Annotated in this window: 16 protein-coding genes; 9 read left to right on the forward strand and 7 right to left on the reverse strand. The window is 60.8% G+C overall.

Annotation, left to right across the window (positions count from 1 at the left end; genetic code table 11):
* Positions 1 to 100: 100 nt before the first annotated feature.
* The 3 genes from AWB69_RS19080 to zwf all read right to left on the reverse strand — a co-directional run bounded on the left by AWB69_RS19080 (position 101) and on the right by zwf (position 4,372).
* Positions 101 to 2,029, reverse strand: a complete 1,929-nt coding sequence (locus AWB69_RS19080; RefSeq protein ID WP_062087506.1) for a bifunctional transcriptional regulator/glucokinase — start codon at positions 2,027 to 2,029, stop codon at positions 101 to 103.
* A complete protein-coding gene (gene pgl, locus AWB69_RS19085; RefSeq protein ID WP_062087508.1) occupies positions 2,007 to 2,729 on the reverse strand; it encodes a 6-phosphogluconolactonase in 723 nt (240 codons plus the stop codon). Before pgl ends, AWB69_RS19080 begins: the two co-directional genes overlap by 23 nt.
* Positions 2,730 to 2,911: 182 nt before the next feature.
* The gene (gene zwf / locus AWB69_RS19090; RefSeq protein ID WP_062087510.1) at positions 2,912 to 4,372 is read right to left on the reverse strand and encodes a glucose-6-phosphate dehydrogenase; all 1,461 of its coding nucleotides are present in this window, start codon (positions 4,370 to 4,372) and stop codon (positions 2,912 to 2,914) included.
* A gap of 530 nt (positions 4,373 to 4,902) precedes the next feature.
* On the opposite strand from zwf, the gene AWB69_RS19095 reads away from it, so the two are divergent.
* The 4 genes from AWB69_RS19095 (at position 4,903) to AWB69_RS19110 (ending at position 9,353) form a co-directional block, all read left to right on the forward strand.
* Positions 4,903 to 6,156 (forward strand): ABC transporter substrate-binding protein, encoded by a 1,254-nt coding sequence (locus tag AWB69_RS19095; RefSeq protein WP_062087514.1) that lies wholly within the window; start codon positions 4,903 to 4,905, stop codon positions 6,154 to 6,156.
* A 193-nt stretch (positions 6,157 to 6,349) separates the two neighbouring features.
* Entirely contained in the window at positions 6,350 to 7,273 is a 924-nt protein-coding gene (locus AWB69_RS19100) for a carbohydrate ABC transporter permease (protein ID WP_306427183.1), read from the forward strand.
* Complete coding sequence (locus AWB69_RS19105; protein ID WP_062087516.1) at positions 7,263 to 8,120, forward strand: carbohydrate ABC transporter permease; 858 nt, start codon at positions 7,263 to 7,265, stop codon at positions 8,118 to 8,120. The genes AWB69_RS19100 and AWB69_RS19105 overlap by 11 nt, the downstream gene beginning before the upstream one ends.
* A 114-nt stretch (positions 8,121 to 8,234) precedes the next feature.
* A complete protein-coding gene (locus AWB69_RS19110) occupies positions 8,235 to 9,353 on the forward strand; it encodes an ABC transporter ATP-binding protein (RefSeq protein WP_062087517.1) in 1,119 nt (372 codons plus the stop codon).
* A 69-nt stretch (positions 9,354 to 9,422) separates the two neighbouring features.
* On the opposite strand, the gene AWB69_RS19115 is transcribed toward AWB69_RS19110, so the two are convergent.
* Entirely contained in the window at positions 9,423 to 9,806 is a 384-nt protein-coding gene (locus AWB69_RS19115; RefSeq protein ID WP_075643947.1) for an autotransporter outer membrane beta-barrel domain-containing protein, read from the reverse strand.
* Complete coding sequence (locus AWB69_RS19120) at positions 9,758 to 10,798, reverse strand: hypothetical protein (RefSeq protein ID WP_062087521.1); 1,041 nt, start codon at positions 10,796 to 10,798, stop codon at positions 9,758 to 9,760. Before AWB69_RS19120 ends, AWB69_RS19115 begins: the two co-directional genes overlap by 49 nt.
* A gap of 912 nt (positions 10,799 to 11,710) precedes the next feature.
* Between AWB69_RS19120 and AWB69_RS19130 the strand changes: the two genes are divergently transcribed.
* Positions 11,711 to 13,846 carry a prolyl oligopeptidase family serine peptidase gene (locus AWB69_RS19130; RefSeq protein WP_062087525.1) on the forward strand — a complete coding sequence of 712 codons (2,136 nt, stop codon included), beginning with the start codon at positions 11,711 to 11,713 and terminating at the stop codon, positions 13,844 to 13,846.
* Between the two features lie 72 nt (positions 13,847 to 13,918).
* Here the strand turns inward: AWB69_RS19130 and AWB69_RS19135 are convergent, their stop codons facing one another.
* Positions 13,919 to 15,142, reverse strand: a complete 1,224-nt coding sequence (locus AWB69_RS19135) for a Bcr/CflA family multidrug efflux MFS transporter (RefSeq protein ID WP_062087527.1) — start codon at positions 15,140 to 15,142, stop codon at positions 13,919 to 13,921.
* A 402-nt stretch (positions 15,143 to 15,544) separates the two neighbouring features.
* On the opposite strand from AWB69_RS19135, the gene hemL reads away from it, so the two are divergent.
* Genes hemL through AWB69_RS19155 form a run of 3 tightly spaced genes read left to right on the forward strand, consistent with a single transcriptional unit; the run spans position 15,545 to position 18,655 of the window.
* The gene (gene hemL, locus AWB69_RS19145; RefSeq protein WP_062087531.1) at positions 15,545 to 16,828 is read left to right on the forward strand and encodes a glutamate-1-semialdehyde 2,1-aminomutase; all 1,284 of its coding nucleotides are present in this window, start codon (positions 15,545 to 15,547) and stop codon (positions 16,826 to 16,828) included.
* Positions 16,829 to 16,838: 10 nt separating this feature from the next.
* A complete protein-coding gene (ribD, locus tag AWB69_RS19150) occupies positions 16,839 to 17,975 on the forward strand; it encodes a bifunctional diaminohydroxyphosphoribosylaminopyrimidine deaminase/5-amino-6-(5-phosphoribosylamino)uracil reductase RibD (protein WP_062087533.1) in 1,137 nt (378 codons plus the stop codon).
* Positions 17,976 to 18,013: 38 nt separating this feature from the next.
* On the forward strand, positions 18,014 to 18,655 hold the full coding sequence (locus tag AWB69_RS19155; RefSeq protein ID WP_062087535.1) for a riboflavin synthase: 642 nt from the start codon (positions 18,014 to 18,016) through the stop codon (positions 18,653 to 18,655).
* A gap of 98 nt (positions 18,656 to 18,753) precedes the next feature.
* Here the strand turns inward: AWB69_RS19155 and AWB69_RS19160 are convergent, their stop codons facing one another.
* Positions 18,754 to 20,190 carry a cytochrome c peroxidase gene (locus tag AWB69_RS19160; protein WP_062087537.1) on the reverse strand — a complete coding sequence of 479 codons (1,437 nt, stop codon included), beginning with the start codon at positions 20,188 to 20,190 and terminating at the stop codon, positions 18,754 to 18,756.
* 350 nt (positions 20,191 to 20,540) lie between these two features.
* Between AWB69_RS19160 and AWB69_RS19165 the strand changes: the two genes are divergently transcribed.
* Positions 20,541 to 20,882, forward strand: a complete 342-nt coding sequence (locus tag AWB69_RS19165) for a hypothetical protein (RefSeq protein ID WP_062087539.1) — start codon at positions 20,541 to 20,543, stop codon at positions 20,880 to 20,882.
* Positions 20,883 to 20,884: the final 2 nt, after the last annotated feature.

Consider the following 20,884-nt stretch of genomic DNA (forward strand, 5'->3'; position numbering starts at 1 on the left):
GCCCCCTCCAATGCAAAAAGCCGCCGATGCGAACCTCGCATCGGCGGCTTTTAACTTTTAACTACAGCGCTCAATCTGGCGCGTCACGTCACAAGCACCTTTAATCGCGTGCTATGCCCGCCGCGCCATGGCTCAGCCAGTCAAGCACCGCGCCTGTCTCGTCGTCGCCCGCTTCCCTGACCTTCGTCATCGCTTCACTCACGTCGGCACCCGCATCCGGCACCGCACGGCGAATGGCCACGCCAACCGCAAGAATGTCGATCATCACAAGATGCAAAATGCGCGAAATCATCGACATCTGCGATTCGCGAATCTCAATGTGATCCGTCTCCAGCGCCACCGTCGCCCGCTTGGCCAACGGCGTATTGCTCGACGTAATGGCCACCACGGTCGCGCCCTGCTGCATCGCAATCTCAAGCACACGCAACAACTCAGGCGCACGCCCCGACTTCGACACCGCTACGATCACATCGCCCTTGCCCAACAACGCCGCCGACGCCGCCTGCATGTACAGGTCGCCATAAGCAATGGTCGGGATGCCGAAACGGAAGAACTTGTAGTGCGCGTCCTGCGCCACGATATTCGAATTGCCCAGCCCGTAGAACTCGATCCGTCGCGCACCGTTGAGAATGTCAATGGCGCGTTCCACATGGTCGAAATTCAAATGCTCGCGCAATTGCAGGATCGCCGACACGGTGTTGTCCAGCACCTTCGCGCCAAAATCCGTGGCGGTGTCGCCCAGATGAACCTGGCTGTGACTCACGGGAATCGTACCGGTCAACCCCGTCGCCAGTTTCAGCTTGAAATCGGACAACCCCTGGCAACCCAGCGACCGGCAGAAGCGAATCACCGTCGGCTGGCTCACGTCGGCCTTGCGCGCAATGTCGATGATCGGATCATTGATGATCGAACGCGGATGGTTCAGCGCAAGATCAGCCACACGGCGCTCAGCAGGCGTCAATGCATCGCGCATCTGGCGAATCCGCTCGAACACCGCGGACGACCCGCCATTCGCGCGATTCGACAACTGCTCCGACAAAATCGCCGATACCCCGAGAAACGCCGGATATTCCGCCGTGATGATGAACGTGGGCACGCTCGACAAATACTGCTGAAACCGCCCCTTCGCTTCGAACCGCTCGCGAAACGGCGACTTCGTGAACAACTCGCCCAACTTCAGCACCACTCCGCCGCCGATAAAAATCCCGCCCAGCGCGCCCAGCGTCACCGCAATATTCCCGGCGAACGTACCAAGAATGCCGCAGAAACAGTTCACTGCCTCAAGCGCAAGCGCCTCGCCATCGTGTGCGCGCTCCGTAATGCCGGCCGACTCGAGATCGTCCGGCACGCTCACGCCATCGCGCTCGGCAAGCGCTTGATAAATCAGCAACAAACCCGGTCCCGCTGCCACACGTTCGAACGACACATGAGAGAACTTTGTGCGCGCAAAACGCATGACCAGGTCTTCACGCTCGTTCGACGGCGCGAAACTCGCATGGCCGCCTTCACTGCCAAGCGCAATCCAGCGGTCGTCGGCGGGAATCAGGCCGGACACGCCCAGGCCCGTACCCGGCCCGAGCAAGCCAATCACGCTGTTCTGCCGGCGCGAACCACCGCCCACCTGCACTCGCTGGGCATCGGTCAGGCCGGGCAACGCCATTGCGAGCGCGGTGAAGTCATTCACGACCAGAAGCGTGTCGAAGCCCAGCGCGCGGCGCGTGGCCTCGATCGAAAAGCTCCAGTCGTGGTTCGTCATGGAGACGTGATCGCCGTCCACCGGATTCGCAATCGCCACGGCCGCGTGGTTGACGCGGCTCACCTTGATGTCCTTCAGATACTGCTGCATTGCCTCGGCAATGCCCGGATAGTCACGGCCCGGATACACGCGTATTTCGCCAATCACGCCCGGCGCCGTCTCGAGCGCAAATCGCGCGTTCGTGCCGCCAACATCGGCCAAAAGCCTTGGTCCGTCGGCGTGCTGACTTCCGGCCGCTACCGTTACGGCCTTACTTTGCACACCAGTAGACATCGAGCCTGACTCCCTGAGCATTAGCCAACGTCGAGATGGCGTTTTTTTGCGGTGCGGCAAGCGCAGCATTGAGTACGTCCAGCTTCTTCTGCCCGCTAATGAACAGATAGAGCTGCTTGACGCCCTTGAGCGCTGACATGGACAACGAAACACGCGCGTGCGGCGCGCTGCCCGGATGAACCGAGATGAACCGGTCAGCCGTCGATATGGCAAACGCCCACTCGGGCGCATCGGCGAAAATGGACGCCGTATGGCCGTCCTCACCCATGCCGAGCACGGCAACATCGGGTACCCGGCGCTGTGCATCGGCGTTCAGGTCCGCAATGTGTGCGTCCAGCGGCCGCGCGATGTCCACCAGCGGCAGGAAATACGCGCCGCTCGCTGCGTTCTGCAGCAGCGTTTCGCGCACCAGGCGCGCATTGCTTGCGCCGTCCGTCTCCGCCACCCAGCGGTCATCGACCAGGGTGACGTCGATATGCGCCCAGTCAAGCGCACGGGTCGACAGGGTTTGCAAGAACGGCTTCGGGCTCGTGCCGCCGGATACGGCAAGCGTTGCGTGTTGGGTGGGATTTCCAGCCACAGCGGCGTCAGCCGACGCCGCTCCGCGAGCCGCGAGCGTTGCAGTAAGCGCGTCGCCTACCGCTTCTGCCAATGCGTCGGATTGGGCGCCTGGCTCATCAAAAGTATGAAGCTCGATCACTGCTCCTCCATGCTGCCTTGTTTTGGTTTCATTTCGCCCGTTGCGACAACGCTCGAACCACTGCTTGAACCCGTTCTCGCGTCGCGCAACAGGATTTGTCTCGGCTTTAATTGCAACATGTCTACAGCACGTACGTCCTGAACACGTCCCACCGACCCATTACAACGGTCTCAATACCAGTTTCAATTCTCTTCTTCCAGCCAGCACGTTCCGTGCTGCGCCAGCATCGCGCTTGCAGCCGCCGGTCCCCAGGTGCCCGAAGCATAAGGCTTCGGCGGCTTCGGCGACGCCGCCCATTCGTCCAGGATCGGTTCCACATAACGCCACGCCGCTTCCTGCTCGTCACGCCGCACGAACAACGCAAGCCGCCCATTGATCACGTCGAGCAGCAGGCGCTGATACGCCTCCATCTGCCCTTCCTTGAAAAACTTGTCGAAGGCGAGATCCAGGTGGACGCTCGCGAGGTTCATGCCCTCGCCGGGCTGTTTCGCAAGGCAATACAAGCGGATGGTTTCGTTCGGCTGCAAACGGATCACCAGCCGGTTCGCTCCCGCGCGCAACGCGTTCGCGCCGAGCGCCGAATGCGGCACGGGGCGGAAGTTCACGACGATCTCCGCCGTCCGGTCCGCCAGCCGCTTGCCTGTGCGCAGGAAAAACGGCACACCGGCCCAGCGCCAGTTTTCGATTTCCACCTTCAATGCAACGAAGGTCTCTGTATGGCTATCCGGGCGCACGCCCTTTTCGGTAGCGTACGCCGGCACCGACGTTCCCTTGATCACACCCGCATGATATTGCCCACGCACCGCGACCTTGCTGATGTCGCGCGGATCGACGGGCTTGAGCGCGCGCAGCACCCGCAGCTTTTCGTCGCGCACGGAATCGGAATCCATCGAATGCGGCGGTTCCATCGTCACGATGGAAAGCAGTTGCAGCAAGTGGTTCTGCACCATGTCGCGCAAGGCGCCGGTGTTGTCGTAGAAATCGCCGCGCGCTTCCACGCCGAGCTCTTCCGCAATCGTGATCTGGATGCTCTCCACCCATTCGCGGCGCCACAGCGGTTCGAACAACGCATTGCCGAAGCGCAGCGCGAGCAGGTTCTGCACCGGCTCCTTACCCAGATAGTGGTCGATCCGGTAGATCTGCTCTTCCGCGAAGATTTCGCCAACCGCGTCATTAATCGCCTGCGACGACTTCAGGTCGTAGCCCAGCGGCTTTTCCAGCACGATCCGCGCGTTTTCGTTCAGGCCGACATCGGCGAGCGCACGGCAAATGGGCACGAACAGCGACGGACCCGTAGCCAGGTAAAACACGCGCGTGCCGCCGAGTTCGTTCACCGCGTCGCGCAGCAGCTTGAAATCTTCCGGCTTGCCGAGGTCGAGGCGAACGTAGACGAAGCGCGCCAGGAAACCCTTCCACACGCTTTCGTCGACGCCATTCTTCGACACGTGCGGCTTGACGTGTTCATCGACCCATTTCAAATACGCGTCGCGATCTTCGGCGGCGCGCGCCACCGCGACGATCTTGCCGCCTTCAGCGAGCATTCCGCCACGGTGCGCCTCGAACAGCGCCGGCAGGATCTTGCGCATCGAAAGATCGCCTGTTCCGCCGAACAGAACAAAGGTGAAATTCGAGTCGTTTTGCATGTGTCTCCGCTGGGGTTCAGTAGGACCGTAGTCCAATAAAATTTTTTTTGACACTGAATTGTAGTTTAACTACAATTCAAATCAAGGGGTAACGTGATCCCGGAAAAAAACACTTAGTCAACCAGAACATGCGTGTTTTCCCGGAGATTCTCGTCTAGTTGCATGGTAATTGACCTGCGCCGAAGACGCTTTTGCCAGATAGGCAACGGCGCGGCAAGGGAAAAGAGCTGCGTTGATGCAAAACCCCGGACGCACGCCGCGCTGGCCGAACGCCAGTGTGAACGGGCAAAAATCAAAAGAGGAGACACAAGTTGCGATTCGACACACTCATCTCTTGAGAGCCGTGCGGCCGTGGTTCGGTCTGCCGGCCAAGCTGGCGCGCCCAGGGTTTCTTGCCCTGGACAACGCCAGCCTTATCTCGCCGACACCGCCGATACCGGCCACTTCTGTTTGTTCATGTTCCAGCCATCGCTTCCTGGCGGCATCAGGGGCCAATCGTTTTTTGTTCAGGTGTTCGGAGGAGATAAACAATGAAATTTCGCAAGCTCATCGGCGCGCTCGGCGCCGCAGGTCTGTTGTGCGGTGTGTCGGCACAGGCGGTTCAGGCTGCTGAATCCCTGTCAGTACTGCACTGGTGGACTTCCGGTGGTGAGTCGAAGGCCGTTGGCGTGTTGAAAGACGACATGACCAAGCAGGGCTACACCTGGAAGGACTTCGCCGTTGCAGGCGGTGCGGGCGCGGCGGCCATGACGGCGCTCAAGACCCAGGTCATCTCGGGCAACGCCCCGTCGGCTGCACAGATCAAGGGTCCGCTGATCCAGGAATGGGCTGAACAAGGCGTACTCGTGCCGATCGATTCGGTTGCCGGCGACTGGAAGAAGAACCTGCCGCCCGAAATCGACAAGATCATGCACGCCGATGGCCACTATGTTGCCGCACCGTTCTCGGTGCACCGCGTGAACTGGCTGTGGATCAACAAGGCAGCACTGGACAAGGCTGGCGGCAAGGTTCCGACCACGTGGCCGGAATTCTTCGACCTGGCTGACAAGATGAAGGCCCAGGGCATCATTCCGGTGGCAGCAGGCGGCCAGCCGTGGCAAGACCTGACCTTGTGGGAAGACGTCGTGCTGTCGCAAGGCGCGGACTTCTACAAGAAGGCGATTGTCGACCTGGACCAGAAGACGCTGACGTCGGACCAGATGGTTGGCGTGTTCGACACGGTGCGCAAGATCGAGACGTACTTCGATAACGGCCGCACCGGCCGCGACTGGAACCTGGCTACCGCCATGGTCATCAACGGCAAGGCCGGCATGCAGTTCATGGGCGACTGGGCCAAGGGCGAGTTCGCAGGCGCGAACAAGACCGCCGGCACGGACTATGTCTGCGCACCGGTGCCGGGCACCGCCAAGCAGTACACGTTCAACGTCGACTCGTTCGTGTTCTTCCAGCAGAAGGGCTCGAAGGAAGCGTCGCCGGGACAACTGGCGCTCGCCAAGACCATCATGTCGCCTGCGTTCCAGGAGCAGTTCAGCCTGTACAAGGGCTCGATCCCGGTTCGCCTGGGTGTCTCGATGGCCAAGTTCGACGCGTGCGGCAAACAGTCGTACGCTGATGAACAGACCGCCATCAAGGCAGGCGGTTATGTGCCGTCGCTGGCTCACGGCATGGCACAAGGCGACGCAACGGCAGGCGCAATTACCGACGTCGTGACGAAGTTCATGAACTCGACGCAGGATTCGAAGAGCGCAGTGCAAGCGCTCGCGAACGCCGCCAAGACGAAATGAGCGAAGTGAGCGAAATAAACGCGAAGTAAGCGTTTGATTCGGCAACACCGGGCGCGCGGTTTTTTCAACCGGCCGCGCGCCCGGGCAAACCCCAAGCATGAGTTGGCGTAAAAACTGCTGCATACCTGTTCCGGCCTGAGACTCTTGCCGGCAAATTTTCAGGAGTCGAGAAGTGGCTGCCTCCCCTAGCGGTATCGCGAGCAAGACGTCGCGCACCCCGCCCCGCCGCACGTCGCCTCTGGCGGCGCTTGCCGATACATACATTCCGAAGCTCGTACTCGCGCCAAGCGTGCTGATTGCACTGGTGTTCGTGTACGGCTTTATCCTGATCACCGGCTGGCTTTCGCTGACGAATTCGCGATTGATGCCGCGCTATGAATTCACCGGCTTCCAGCGCTACACCGAGCTGTTCTCAAACGATGTCTGGTGGACGTCCGCGGCGAACCTTGGCTGGTTCGGCATCCCGTTCATCGCGATCTGCGTTGGGCTCGGGCTGTTCCTCGCCATCCTGCTCGACCAAAAGATCCGCAACGAAGGTGCATTGCGCGCGATTTTCCTGTATCCGATGGCGCTGTCGTTCATCGTGACGGGTACTGCGTGGCAATGGATCCTGAATCCGGGCCTCGGGCTGGAAAAGATCTTCCACGACTGGGGCTGGACAAGCTTTTCGTTCGACTGGCTCGGTAACCCGGACAAGGCAATCTTCTGCGTCGTGATCGCGGCCGTATGGCAATCCACCGGCTTCGTGATGGCCCTGTTCCTCGCCGGTTTGCGCGGCGTGGACGCGGAAATCTTCAAGGCCGCGCAGATGGACGGCGCATCCTTGCCCAGGATCTATCGCAGTATCGTGATCCCGAGCATGCGGCCGGTGTTCTTCTCCGTGCTGCTGATCCTCTGCCACATCACCATCAAGACCTTCGACCTCGTGGTTGCGTTGACCGCGGGTGGTCCGGGCACGTCGTCGTCGCTGCCGGCCATGTTCATGTACACGTTTTCGTTCAATCGCGGACAACTGGGCCTGGGCGCCGCTTCGTCGATGATGATGCTCGCCACCGTCGTCGCCGTGCTGGTGCCGCTCATGTATCTGGAATCGAGGAGCACGCGCAATGGAATCTAAGATGACGATCAGCCGCGCCGTCATCTATGCGGCGCTGATCCTGTTTGCCCTGTATTTCCTGTTCCCGATCTACGTGATGCTCTCGACGTCGTTCAAGGACCTCGACCAGTTGCGCACCGGCAACCTGCTCACTCCTCCGACGCACTTCACGTTTGCGCCCTGGGTCAAGGCGTGGTCGCAGTCATGTACCGGCGTGCGCTGCGACGGCATGGAACCGTTCTTCATGAACTCCGTGCGCATGGTGATCCCGGCGGTGCTGCTCTCGTCGATAATCGGCGCATTCAACGGCTATGTGCTCACGCACTGGCGCTTTCGCGGCGCCGACGCCGTGTTCACCATGTTGCTGGTCGGCTGCTTCATTCCCTTCCAGGCCATCCTTCTGCCGATGGCGCGCTTGCAAGGCATGCTGGGACTCGCCAACACCACGACCGGTCTTGTGCTCGTGCACGTGGTCTACGGTATTGCGTTCACCACCATGTTCTTCCGCAACTTCTATGTGAGCATTCCGGCGGAACTGGTGAAGGCGGCGCGTATTGACGGTGCGGGTTTCTTCACCATCTTCACGAAGATTCTGCTGCCGGTGTCCCTCCCTATTTTCATGGTGTGCCTGATCTGGCAATTCACGCAGATCTGGAACGACTTCCTGTTCGGTATCGTGTTCTCCGGCGTCGATTCAATGCCGATCACCGTCGCCCTGAACAACCTGGTCAATACATCGACGGGCGTGAAGGAATACAACGTCGACATGGCTGCCGCAATCATTGCCGCCCTGCCCACCCTGCTCGTCTACATGGTCGCCGGCCGGTTCTTCGTGCGCGGCCTGACTGCAGGCGCGGTGAAGGGCTGAAGTCCGGGGCTGAATTCCTGCGCGGCGCCTTCAGTTGCTGAATGGCGCTCGCGGTAGAAGATCAACTGATGTGCGCGATGAAATTCAGCGCAGAGACATTAAAGGATTCATAGCATGGCAAGCCTTTCAATCCGTGACGTATACAAGACTTATGCGAACGGCGTTCCCGTTCTGAAGGGCGTGAACATCGACATCGAGGACGGTCAGTTCCTGATCCTCGTGGGTGGTTCGGGCTGCGGCAAATCGACCTTGCTCAATATGATCGCCGGGCTGGAAACGGTCACCAAGGGCGACATCATGATCGACGGCAAGACGGTGAACAACCTCTCGCCGAAGGATCGCGACATTGCGATGGTGTTCCAGTCGTACGCGCTGTATCCGTCCATGACGGTGCGCGAGAACATCTCGTTCGGCCTGAACATCCGCAAGGTGCCGAAGGACGAGCAGAAGGCGATCGTCACGCGCGTGTCGGACACATTGCAGATCCAGCATTTGCTGGACCGGAAGCCTGGTCAGTTGTCGGGCGGTCAGCGTCAGCGCGTGGCCATGGGCCGTGCGCTCGCTCGCGACCCGGTGATGTTCCTGTTCGACGAGCCGTTGTCCAACCTGGATGCGAAGCTGCGGATCGAAATGCGCTCGGAGATCAAGCTGCTGCATCAGCGCCTGGGCACGACGATTGTGTATGTGACGCACGACCAGATTGAAGCCATGACGCTGGGCGACCGGATCGCGGTGATGAAGGACGGCGTGGTGCAGCAGTTCGGCGCGCCGCAGGATATCTATGACTCGCCGGCGAACTTGTTCGTGGCGGGGTTCATTGGCGCGCCGCCGATGAATTTCATCGATGGAAAGCTGGTCGAGGCCGGCTCGGGTATCGGGCTCGAGATTGATACGGGCGTGTCGCGTACCGTGTTGAACCTGCCGTTCGATGCGGCTTCAGTGCGCGGCAAAGTCGGCCAGAACGTGATTCTTGGACTGCGGCCGGAGCGGATCACCGATGCACGCAGCGCGCATAACGTGGAAGACGCGCGGTTGCAGCCGATTGAAGTGAAGATCGATGTGATCGAACCTACGGGTCCGGATACGCTGGTGTTCACGCAGGTGAACGGCAAGCGCGTGGTGAGCCGCGTGCACCCGGCGAGCAACCCACAGCCGCTCACGAACATGACGCTGTTGTTCGATGTGTCGAAGGCCGTGCTGTTCGATTCGAAGACGGAAGAACGGCTGGCTTGAGGGGTCTCCTGCCCGGTGAATGATCCGAGGGCCGCGAACAGCGGCCCTTCGTTCGTTCAGCTCGACCCATCACCACCCGTACTTGAGCCCCAGACGCACGACATAGGCGTGATAGCTCTGCGCACCCCATGCACCGCTGACGTTGCTCCAGGCGCTCCAGTTCTTTCCGAGATCACCATTCAGTCCCAGCTTCGCTTCATATCGATTGGCGGGGTACAAACTGCTGACCTGGACTTGATCAAACGAGATGGTGCTGCCCGTGCTCGTATGCCACCAGTTGGCCGTTGCGTAAAACTGCATCTTCTTGCCGGCGCTACGCTCGAAGGTGCGTTGCAGGCGTAGCCCCAACCGAGCGATGGCGCCGCTGGAACTGGCGCCATCCACCTGCGTGCCGTTCGGTTCGGTCAGCGAATTCTGGTGATAGTCCACGTAGAGCAGTTGTCCGCGCTGCACGATCCTTGCAACGTCAGCACGTTGTTTGTGCCGGTACTGGCGACACTGCCGTTGAGCACCGATCCTGTTCCAAGTATCAGCGTGTTACCACTACCCGTGAGAGAAACCGCTGTGCCGCCCGTACCGGTGATGGTGCCGGTGTTGGTCAGGGCAACGCCGTTGCTTGCGAGCACGGCGCCCGTACCCGCGCTGAACGTGCCGCTGTTGCTGAAAGTGCCCGTTGCAGCACCCCGAGCCCAGAATGCATAGGTGGCCGATGCGCCATAAACCATGCCGGCGTTGGTACCGGCGACACCACCGGTATTGAAGACAACTCCGTAGCCAGTGCCGCCATTCGTGCCAACGGTGCCAGTTGCACTTTGGTTAAAGCTGCCGCCCGCAGCGAAGTACACCCCGGAGTAAGCGTTGCTGCCAGTTGTGATCGAACCATCGTTGATGACCGAAGATCCGGCACCGGTCATCGAAACGCCATCTTGTGCGCCAGCAATGGTGGCACCCGCATGATTGGTCAGTTGACCGCCGTTCGTCTGCAGGACACCCTGCGCGGTTTTGCCCTGGATGGAGGAAAAATTGTCGAAGGTGACGCCGTTGAGCGTGGCCGAAGACAACGAGACACCCCACGACGTACCCGTTATCGAACCGTGGTTGGTGAAAACCCAGTTCTGCGCGTTGTTGCCGTCGACACCATCGCCCGTCGACGCATTGATCACCGTGCCCGCCGACGCATCGAAAGTGGTCGAACCCGGACTCAAGGTTTGCAGAGTAACCGTGCTTGTACCGCTGGGGAGTGCAATGGTTTGCGCGTGAGCCTGACTAACAATCGCGGCAATGCTGATCAATAGAATGCCGGCGCTAATGGGTGTCAGGCAGCTGCAAGGACCGCCGCTCACGGTTCGTCGATTTCTATAACCCAGATGCAATTGGGCAAACACTGCGGCCATTTGCATGGAATCAAGCGCCCAATCCGGCGCGGCATGACGAATTCGGTTCATTTACCGCCTCGCTATGGATTCTGTTTTGTTACGCGCAACAGCGTTCAACTCACGATCACACCATTTCATCAAGCGGCCTCAATGGCATTTAGAATTTACGATTCGTCGCAACGTCGATATCGGCATTCAACGAAATTCAATGTCATCCCGGATTGAATTGCATACGGACGAACGATTGTGATTACGACAGGCGATCACAGGGCCACACGGCATTGGTTCGCTTTTCGCGGATATCACGTCACGGCAATGAAACAACGCATTGACAAGGTAAGAGCGGCTGCGAGCAGCTGTTTGAATCAAGCGCGCGACGCCAGAGATCGGACTGCTGTAAAGAGCAACGCTCCGTGCAATTGATAAGCAACTCGCCATCCCTGACAAAATGACTTGCAGATATAAAATACATTCGCATTCCGAATAAAACCATTAGTCTCAAAATCATCTTATCTCAAAGAAGCGATTTTGTTTGCTTTGCGTCTAGTTTGATTCGTTTTACGTACCACGCGTTTTATTGGAATACCGATTCGAGTTCAATTCACGCGTTGCGGGTCCATGAACTGCAACGACCAGGTGGTCAGCCTGTATTTTTTATTCAGAAACTCTCAATGAAGTGCGTGTTCAAACTGATTCTTGCAACCGGAATCGATCAGATGTCGTGGAACCGGGAACCTCCGTATCGTCGTACCTCTTTACGGCTATCGAATAAGAATTGCTTGCCCCGCGCGATTGCGCACGCACGAACCGGCACGCGGCGAATCTGAAAACTGATGTGATCGAAGTTGCCTTGCGGCCCCGTTACTGCCCCGGATCCCCGGCATTAATGCACGTCCCGCGCGTCGAACAGGCACAATCCCTGTTCACCGACAATATCGGCGGCGGCGCCTTTGGGGCGGCCGCCGCGCACACTCTCCCGACATGACCCAAAGCTTCCTCGCCAAACACCCCGACCTTGCGTGGACCTCCGCGCCGAAAAAGTCCAGCCCCGAGGATGCGTTTATTGAACTGGAAGCACTCGACGACGCTCGCGTCGACCAATGGGTCGATGCGCAAAACGCCCGGACGACGACAGCTTTCGGTAAAACACCGCAAACCGATGCGCTGACCGCGCGCCTGAAAACCGCTTACACCTCGCAGGAGCGCATCGTGTCCTGCTCGCGCTATGGCGACTGGGGGTACAACACGTGGCAGGACGAGACACATCCGCTCGGAATCGTCAGGCGCACACCCTGGCAAAGATGGCTCGCCGGCACGCCCGAGTGGCAAACCATCCTGGACGTCGACCAGATCGACTTGAACACGAGCGCCGCCAAAGACGGTATCCGCTGGGCGCTGCATGACTTCGACATGCTCTACCCGACCTGGGACCGGGCGTTGGTGAGCTTGTCGCCGGGCGGCTCGGACGCATGCATGGTCCGCGAGTTCGACATCGAAACACAGCGATTTGTTGAAGACGGTTTCACGCTGCCCGATGTCGGCAAGCACGGCATCTCGTGGATCGATCGCGACACGGTGTATGTCGGCTGGGACGACAGCGCGCACAGCAAGAAGCCCGCGCTGACCACGTCCGGTTTTCCGCGCCAGGCGCGCAAATGGAAGCGCGGCACGAAGCTGGCCGACGCCCCCGTGGTCTTCGAAGGCAAGCGTCGCGATGTCTCAGCGGGCGTGGACTACGATCAGCTCGAAAAGCTGCATCTTGCTTCACGCGCGACCTCGTTCTTCGAGACGCTGCAATACTGGCTGGATGAAAGCACCGGCGAATGGCAGCAATACGACGTGCCGCTGCACGCGGAACTGGAGCATTGGAACGGCTGGCTGTTTGTCACGCCGCGGGAATCCTACGAAGCCGGCGATGCAACCTACGCGAGCGGTTCGCTGCTCGTCATCCGTCGCGACGCCTTCCTGAAAGGCGCGCGCAATTTCACCGTGCTGTTCACGCCGTCAGGCCGGACCGTTCTCGCCGATATCGACTTCACGAAGCACTGGCTGGTGGTGTCGCAGATGGACGATGGTTCACCGCGCGTGGAGCTGCTCGCCCCGCCGGCCGGCTTCGAAGGCGAATGGACCCGCCGTCAGTTCCCGCTGCCGGCTGCCAGCCAGTCGTATGTGGATTCCATCGACAGCGAACGCGACGACACCGTGCTCGTTCACGTCGAACATTTCCTCACGCCGCCGTCGCTGTACTACGCCGATTTCGCGCAACCGGAAAACGAATGGCAACTGCTCGCCCGCCTTCCGGCTCAATTCGACGCCACCGGCCTTATAGCCGAGCGTCGTCACGCGATATCAACCGATGGCGTCGCCATTCCCTATTGGCTGATCGGTCGTGAAGCGAACGTCAAGGGTCATGAAACCGCGCCCTGCCTGCTCTACGGCTATGGCGGCTTCGAAGTCGCGCTCGACCCGCATTACGACGCGACCACGGGCATCGCGTGGCTCGAAAGCGGCGGGTTGTACGCCGTCGCGAACATTCGTGGCGGCGGCGAATTCGGGCCGGAGTGGCATCAGGCGGCGCAGCGCGAGAAACGCCAGGTCGCCTTCGATGACTTCATCGCGGTTGCACAAGCGCTAGTGGCGTCGGGCGTGACGACATCGAAACAACTCGCCATTCGAGGCGGCAGCAATGGCGGCTTGCTGACCGGCGTGATGCTGGTCCAGCGCCCGGAGCTGTTCGGCGCGGTGCTGTCCGAAGTGCCATTGCTCGACATGGCGCGCTTTCATTTACTGCTGCAGGGCGCGTCGTGGATCGATGAATACGGCGACCCCGCCGATGCCCAGGACCTGCGCTTCCTGATGTCGTACTCGCCGTATCAAAACGTCAAGGCCGATACGGCTTATCCGCCGGCGCTGTTCACGTCGTCGGCGACTGATGACCGCGTGCATCCCGGCCACGCTCGCAAGATGGCCGCGCGGATGCAGGCGCTGGGGTATGAACGCGTGTGGTATCTGGAGAACCGCGACGGCGGTCACGGGGCGGGCGTGGAAGCAGAAAGCATTGCCCGAGTGGAAGCGACCGCGTTCACGTTCTTGCATCAGATGGTGGGAGACAAGTGACGCGCGGCTGAGCGGGCGGCAACGCGCCCGGTTCCCCTGAACGAGCCCTGTTCACGGGAGTGCGCCGGTCAATCACCCCGCCCTGCTCGCCCGCACCGGCGTGCCGTGCCAGCGCAGCACCAGCGTGCGGCCGACGAAAGTCAGCACGCCCGTCACCCCGATCACGATCCCCATCCCTTGCGGCGTGCCGTCGTGGAACATCCCGACCGCGACGCTCGCCAGCGCGCCGAGCGCCAGCTGCACCGCGCCGAACACGGCGGCGGCGGCGCCTGCGTTGTGCGGGTATCGATGCATGAGGTCGGTCGTGCAGTTCGCCGACAACAAACCCACTACGCCGACCACGAAGAACAAACAGCCGACGATCGACCACAAGCCCCCAAAACCGGTGATGCACACGAACGCCGTTGCGAGCGCAGCGATCACGCTGACAAACGATGCAATCGAAATCAGTTTCAGCGATCCCAGCGGCCCGACCAGCCGCGTGTTCGCGACGTTCCAGCCGATGATCCCGATAATGTTCAGCCCGAAGAAAAACCCGTAATGCTGCGGCTTCACATGAAAGTAGTCGATATACACAAACGGGGTCGCGGTGATGTACGCGAACATCGACGCGAACGCCATGCCGCCGCAGAGCGTGTGGCCCCACGTGACGGGATCGGTGAGAAGACGCCCGTACGCGGCGAAGGATCGCCCGAGCGCTGACGTCGCCCGTTTTTCACGCGGCCAGGTCTCCGGCACCCGCAAATACGTGGTCACCGCGCAGGCCGTACCGAACAGCGTCAACGTGACGAACACCGCGCGCCAGCCCCCGAGCAGCAGCAACTGCCCGCCAATCAACGGAGCGAGCAACGGCCCGATCGACGTGACAATGGCAAGCATCGAGAGCACGCGGGCTGCGTCCGATGGTGCGTGGGCGTCGCGTGCGATCGCCCGCGCCAGCACCGACGCCGAGCCCGCGCCGAGCGCCTGCAGGAAGCGCAGGATAACCAGCGAATCGATGGAAAACGACAGCGCGCAGCCCACGCTCGCGAGCGTGTACAGCACAATGCCGCCGAGCAGCACTGGCCGGCGGCCGTAGGCGTCGGAGAGCGGACCGTACACCAGCATGCCGAGCGAAAAGCCCAGCATGAAACTTGTCAACGTGATCTGCGCGGCGGCGGCGGTCGTGCCGAACGACACGGCGAGCGCCGGGAGGCTCGGCAGATACATGTCGATGGAAAGCGGGCCGCACGCCGCCAGCGCGCCGAGCAACAGGATCAGTCGGCGGTCGGCACGGCGCTTGATGATTTCGGGCATGAGAGACGAAAGGAAGCTTGAGGAAATAGCGCGGTTTCCGGGACTGGCGGCCGAGGACCGGCAAGCGACGAATAGCGAAACGAACACGCATGCGAATGCGAAAAACCTCGCAACGGCCACGTCCGGCGTGCAGGCGAACGGCTTAAACAAAGCCTTAAAACAGTGTGCATTGTACGCGCCCCGCTTTCACAAGCCTCGCGGCTGTCCTTTCGTACGCGGCGCCGGGACGGAGCGTCGCGGGCTGAAGCCAGGCGACTCCGGTACAATTTCATCTTGATTTCCTGCAGCCGCGAGCGACCTCCGGACCCCGCCGAATCCGATCCCGGCGCTGATCCAGGCTTGATCGTTGCCAGCGGCTGCAGCCCTCTCCAGCCGAACCCGTCATTCAGCGCAGGCCCTGTCATGTCCAGAAATGAAGCTCTCTTCGAACGCGCCCAGAAAACCATTCCCGGCGGCGTGAACTCGCCGGTGCGCGCGTTTCGCTCGGTCGGCGGGACGCCGCGGTTCATCGAACGCGCGTCAGGTCCGTATTTCTGGGACGCCGACGGCAAGCAATACATCGACTACATCGGTTCCTGGGGGCCGATGATCCTCGGCCACGTTCATCCCGAGGTGCTTGAAGCCGTGCAGCGTGTGCTCGCGAACGGGTTTTCGTTCGGGGCACCGACCGAATCCGAGATCGAGATCGCGGAAGAGATCTGCAAGCTGGTGCCGTCGATAGAACAGGTCCGCATGGTGTCCAGTGGCACGGAAGCGACCATGAGCGCGCTGCGCCTCGCGCGCGGCTTCACGAAGCGGGACCGGATCATAAAGTTCGAGGGTTGCTATCACGGTCACGCCGACAGCCTGCTGGTGAAGGCGGGTTCCGGTCTGCTGACGTTCGGCAACCCCACGTCGGCAGGCGTTCCCGCCGATATCGCCAAACACACCACCGTGCTCGAATACAACAACGTCGAGCAGCTTGACGAAGCCTTTGCCGCGTTCGGTGCGGAAATCGCGTCAGTGATCGTGGAGCCGGTGGCCGGCAACATGAATCTCGTGAAAGCCACGCCTGAATTCCTGCAAGCGCTGCGTGCACATTGCGACGAGTACAGCTCGGTGCTGATTTTCGATGAGGTGATGTGCGGCTTTCGCGTGGCGCTCGGCGGTGCGCAGCAGGTCTACGGCATCAAGCCGGACCTGACGTGCCTGGGCAAGGTAATCGGCGGCGGCATGCCGGCGGCCGCGTTCGGCGGACGCCGGGACATCATGGCGCATCTCGCGCCGCTTGGCGGCGTGTACCAGGCCGGCACGTTGTCGGGCAATCCGATCGCGGTCGCGGCCGGGTTGAAAACGCTGCAACTGATCCAGGCGCCGGGTTTCTACGAGACACTCACCAGGCAAACGCGCCGTCTCGCCGACGGCCTCGCGGTCGCCGCCAAAGAAGCCAGGGTGCCGTTCTCGGCGGATGCTATCGGCGGCATGTTCGGCTTGTATTTCGCCGCGAGTGTGCCGGGGAGTTTCGCTGAAGTCACGCAGGGCGACACGAAGCGCTTCAACGCATTCTTCCACGAGATGCTCGATGCCGGCGTGTACTTCGCGCCATCGGCGTATGAGGCGGGGTTTGTATCGATCGCCCACGACGACGCCGTCATCGACGCGACGCTCGACGCCGCCCGCGGCGCGTTTGCCCGCGTTGCCGCCTAGAGGCGCCGCCATGTTCTCGCAGACCGATTTCTCGCACATGGAGCGCGCGCTGGCGCTGGCCGCCCGCGGCATGTACACGACGACGCCGAATCCGCGCGTCGGCTGCGTGCTGGTGAAAGACGGCGACGTGATCGGCGAAGGTTTTACGCAGCCGGCCGGTCAGGACCACGCCGAGATTCGCGCGTTGAAAGACGCGCGGGCGCGCGGCCACGATCCGCGGGGTGCCACCGCCTACGTCACGCTCGAACCGTGCAGCCATTTCGGCCGTACGCCGCCGTGCGTGCACGCGCTGATCGACGCGCGGGTCGCCAAGGTGATTGCAGCAATGGAAGATCCGAATCCGGCGGTGTCCGGGCGCGGGCTGGCGATTCTCCGCGACGCGGGTATTGATGTGCGTTGCGGCCTGCTGGCCAATGAAGCGTACGAGATGAACATCGGCTTCGTGTCGCGCATGACGCGCCGCCGTCCGTGGGTACGCATGAAAGTCGCGGCCACGCTGGACGGCCGCACCGGTTTGCCGAGCGGCGAAAGCCAGTGGATCACCGGCGAAGCGGCGCGAGCCGATGGGCACGCTTGGCGTGCGCGCGCTTGCGCGATCCTGACGGGCATTGGCACGGTGCGGGAGGACGATCCGCAACTCACCGTGCGCGCAGTGGAAACACCACGTCAGCCGCAACGCGTGCTGATCGACAGCCGCCTGGACGTGCCGCTCACCGCCCGGATCCTGGAAGGCGCGCCGCCGTGGGTGTTTTGCGGCGCTGAGCCCGACCCCGCGAAAGTTGATGCGCTGCGAGAACGCGGTATCGAATTCACGCCGTTGACGAACGAGCAAGGCAAGGTCGATCTGCCTGCCATGCTCGGTATCCTCGCCGATCGCGGCATCAACGAGTTGCACGTGGAAGCGGGCCACAAGCTCAATGGTTCGCTGCTGCGCGAGGGGTGTGTCGACGAATTGCTGGTCTACCTCGCGCCGAGTTTGCTGGGCAGTGCGCCGGGCATGTTCGACTTCACGCCGCCCGATACACTCGATGCCCGGCCGCATCTGCGGTTTCACCGCATTGACCGGCTGGGTGATGACCTGCGCATCCTGGCGCGCTTCGCGGTGGTGAAGACCGATGTGCCCACGGACGCGAAACCGATCATCTGACGCACAACACAACACGCACAACCTAAGGAAGCTCGACGATGTTCACAGGAATTGTCGCGGCGGTCGGCCGCATTGAAGCCGTTACGCCGTTGGGTTCAGCCACCGATACCGATACCGGTGTTCGTCTCACGGTGGCGTCCGGCGGGCTCGATCTCGCGGACGTGGAGCTTGGTGACAGCATCTCCATCCAGGGCGCGTGCATGACGGTGATCGAGAAGTCCGCCGGGTCTTTTGCCGTCGATGTATCGCGCGAAAGCCTGAGCAAGACGGCAGGCTTGTCCGAACCCGGCGATGTGAACCTGGAAAAGGCGCTGCGTGCGCATGACCGGCTGGGCGGGCATCTGGTGTCGGGACACGTCGATGGTCTTGGTGAAGTGACGCATTTCGCCCCTGTTGGAGAGTCGCATGAGCTGCGGATTCTCGCGTCACGCGATATCGGCAAGTATCTGGCTTATAAGGGTTCCGTGACAGTGAACGGCGTGAGCCTGACCGTGAATACCGTGAACGACCGGCCCGATGGCTGCGAGTTTTCGATCAACCTGATTCCGCATACGGTGGAAGTGACGACGTTGCGGCACCTGAAGGCTGGCGCGAAGGTCAATCTGGAGATCGATCTGATCGCGCGGTATGTGGAGCGGATTCTAACGACGTCAACGGACGCTCACAAGCCGCTGCAATAGTTGGTTTTTCCGGCGGTGGCGACAGCCAGCTTCTGCTCCTCCGCCAGGCGCCTGCGAATGAAGACAGCCAGGATAACGCTGCTTTCGCAGGCAGCGGTTCAATCGCTTACGACGGGTTGCGCGCGCGCTGCCACATCCCCCTTCTCGCTGCTACTCAACGGTGTGTAAGTCCCGGTCAGCGATTTCAGGAAGGCGACGAGCGCGTCGACATCGGCGTCGGGCAGTTCCTTGCCGACCTGATACTTCAGCATGGTACGAACCGCCTGATGGAGATCGGCGGTACCGCCATCGTGGAAATACGGTGCGGTCAGTTCGGTATTGCGCAGGGTCGGCACCTTGAATCGATAACGGTCATGCTCGTCTCCGGTGACGTTCACGCGACCATCGTCCGCTGCGGTCATGCTGTCACCGCGGTCTCCAAAATAATCGCCCTTCAATCCCATCCGCTCGAACGACTGACCACCGAGATTCTGGCCGACGTGACAGGTAAAGCAGCGGTTTGCCTTGAACAGGTTGTAACCATGGAGCTCCTTGCTGGTCAATGCCGTTTTGTCTCCCCTCAGGTAAGCATCGAAACGGCTCGGGGTCAGCAGGGTTTTTTCGAATTCGGCAATTGAATCGGTAATGTTGGCGCCTGAGTAACCCTCTGGATACACCTTGCTGAACGCCTCGGTGAAGGAGGAGTCCTTTTGCAGCTTGCCGATGATTTGCTCCCAGGACGTCGACGCCATCTCACCCGGGTTAAGCGGCGGACCGCCGGCCTGATCCTGCAACGTGGCGGCGCGACCGTCCCAAAACTGCGTGTGATTCAGCACGGCATTGAAAACGGTCGGCGCGTTGATTGGCCCCACCTTCCCGCCCACGCCGAGCGACGTTTTACGGCCATCGACTCCACCCGCCGACAACGAATGACAGCTTGCGCAAGAGATAGAGTTGTCCGCGGACAGCCTGGGATCATGGAACAGTTGCATGCCCAACTCCACTTTGCGGGAATCGACCGGAATGGACGTTGGTAGCGGCTGCACGGGCTCGTTCTGGAACTCGGGTGCAACACCGGAAGTGGCGTAGTACATCCCGCGTTCCTTCGCAATCCAGTCCAGCAGGACTTGCCGGTCAGCGTCGGAGAGGCCCGCACTCCAGTGCACCGCGCGGAAGAGTCTGGGTGGCATGGTGCCTTCTTTCGCGACCGCTTCGAGCTTCGCGAGATCCGCTTCGGGCACGGGCGTCCCGTCCCGAAGTGCCGCGAACAGGGCATCGATCCGGAAATTCTTCTGCCCGGTGCTGACGTCGTAACTGGACAATTGCTTCATGCCGGGCAAACGTGAGTAACCCGGCAGCGTGGCCTGGGTGGAGTGGCAGTAATAACAGGCTTTCTCATCCAGCAACACGCGAATCCGACCGCTCTCCACCGAATGGGCCGCCAGGGACGCGGACTGCTTGGCATAGTTCCTGTCGTGGTAATTCGCATAGGCAGACAGGACTAAATACCCGAGGACCACGCAACTGCCGCCGGCAATGAGCAACTTCCTGATCATTTCACGTCACCTTTCATTAACTTCTTCGGGCTTGATAGCCACGGGATCATCATGCAGATGGCTAACCGCAGCGCGCAACTGTCATCCGCATTGCAACGAAAGACCCCTCAACCAAACAAGCGAAGAATCTTGCAGGCGCGAGACCGGTGCCATTGTCATTCACTCGGAGATAGTGAGTTTCATTCGTCATGCAGATGATTACTTTAAGACTGCGTAATATCATGCAAGCCCCCGATTACGCATTTGACAATTATCAAATTGCTACACACTATTCGCGGCGATCAGGTGAAAGGGTTCACGTCGGCAAATAGGTTCGTACGATATTTTTATGTATCAGACAGGATCGAATTTTGGGGCTCCGACACCCGAACACGCGCGAGCGCAGCGTGGTTCATCTGCGTGCCGCCGGGACGCTCGCCCGGGTGTCCACCGGCTCCATGTGCCGCAATGGCGAGATCAGGCACGTGACCGTCGTGATACGCCATCACCTTATGCAGTTCATCGCGTCGAGCAAGAACCTGGTGGCGATGATCGCCGCAGGCATAGCCGTAATTTTCGCGAAATCACTAAACACCATACCCCGTCGACGTGTTATCGGTTGCACCGCCACTAGCGTTGTCATTCCAATGGTCACTGACACCGCGCACGCCTATACTGCCCAACAGCCGATTGCAGTCGCCATGGAGCGTTAGAA

The organism is Caballeronia udeis, assembly GCF_001544555.2.
In the GTDB taxonomy this organism is placed as follows: domain Bacteria; phylum Pseudomonadota; class Gammaproteobacteria; order Burkholderiales; family Burkholderiaceae; genus Caballeronia; species Caballeronia udeis.

Bases quoted from the DNA above. Each gene is read 5' to 3' on its own strand.
- AWB69_RS19130 (WP_062087525.1), top strand. From the start codon at position 11,711: ATGACCCAAAGCTTCCTCGCCAAACACCCCGACCTTGCGTGGACCTCC.
- AWB69_RS19080 (WP_062087506.1), bottom strand. From the start codon at position 2,029: ATGTCTACTGGTGTGCAAAGTAAGGCCGTAACGGTAGCGGCCGGAAGT.
- hemL (WP_062087531.1), top strand. From the start codon at position 15,545: ATGTCCAGAAATGAAGCTCTCTTCGAACGCGCCCAGAAAACCATTCCC.
- AWB69_RS19160 (WP_062087537.1), bottom strand. From the start codon at position 20,190: ATGATCAGGAAGTTGCTCATTGCCGGCGGCAGTTGCGTGGTCCTCGGG.
- AWB69_RS19105 (WP_062087516.1), top strand. From the start codon at position 7,263: ATGGAATCTAAGATGACGATCAGCCGCGCCGTCATCTATGCGGCGCTG.
- AWB69_RS19135 (WP_062087527.1), bottom strand. From the start codon at position 15,142: ATGCCCGAAATCATCAAGCGCCGTGCCGACCGCCGACTGATCCTGTTG.
- AWB69_RS19110 (WP_062087517.1), top strand. From the start codon at position 8,235: ATGGCAAGCCTTTCAATCCGTGACGTATACAAGACTTATGCGAACGGC.
- AWB69_RS19095 (WP_062087514.1), top strand. From the start codon at position 4,903: ATGAAATTTCGCAAGCTCATCGGCGCGCTCGGCGCCGCAGGTCTGTTG.
- AWB69_RS19155 (WP_062087535.1), top strand. From the start codon at position 18,014: ATGTTCACAGGAATTGTCGCGGCGGTCGGCCGCATTGAAGCCGTTACG.
- zwf (WP_062087510.1), bottom strand. From the start codon at position 4,372: ATGCAAAACGACTCGAATTTCACCTTTGTTCTGTTCGGCGGAACAGGC.
- ribD (WP_062087533.1), top strand. From the start codon at position 16,839: ATGTTCTCGCAGACCGATTTCTCGCACATGGAGCGCGCGCTGGCGCTG.
- AWB69_RS19120 (WP_062087521.1), bottom strand. From the start codon at position 10,798: ATGAACCGAATTCGTCATGCCGCGCCGGATTGGGCGCTTGATTCCATG.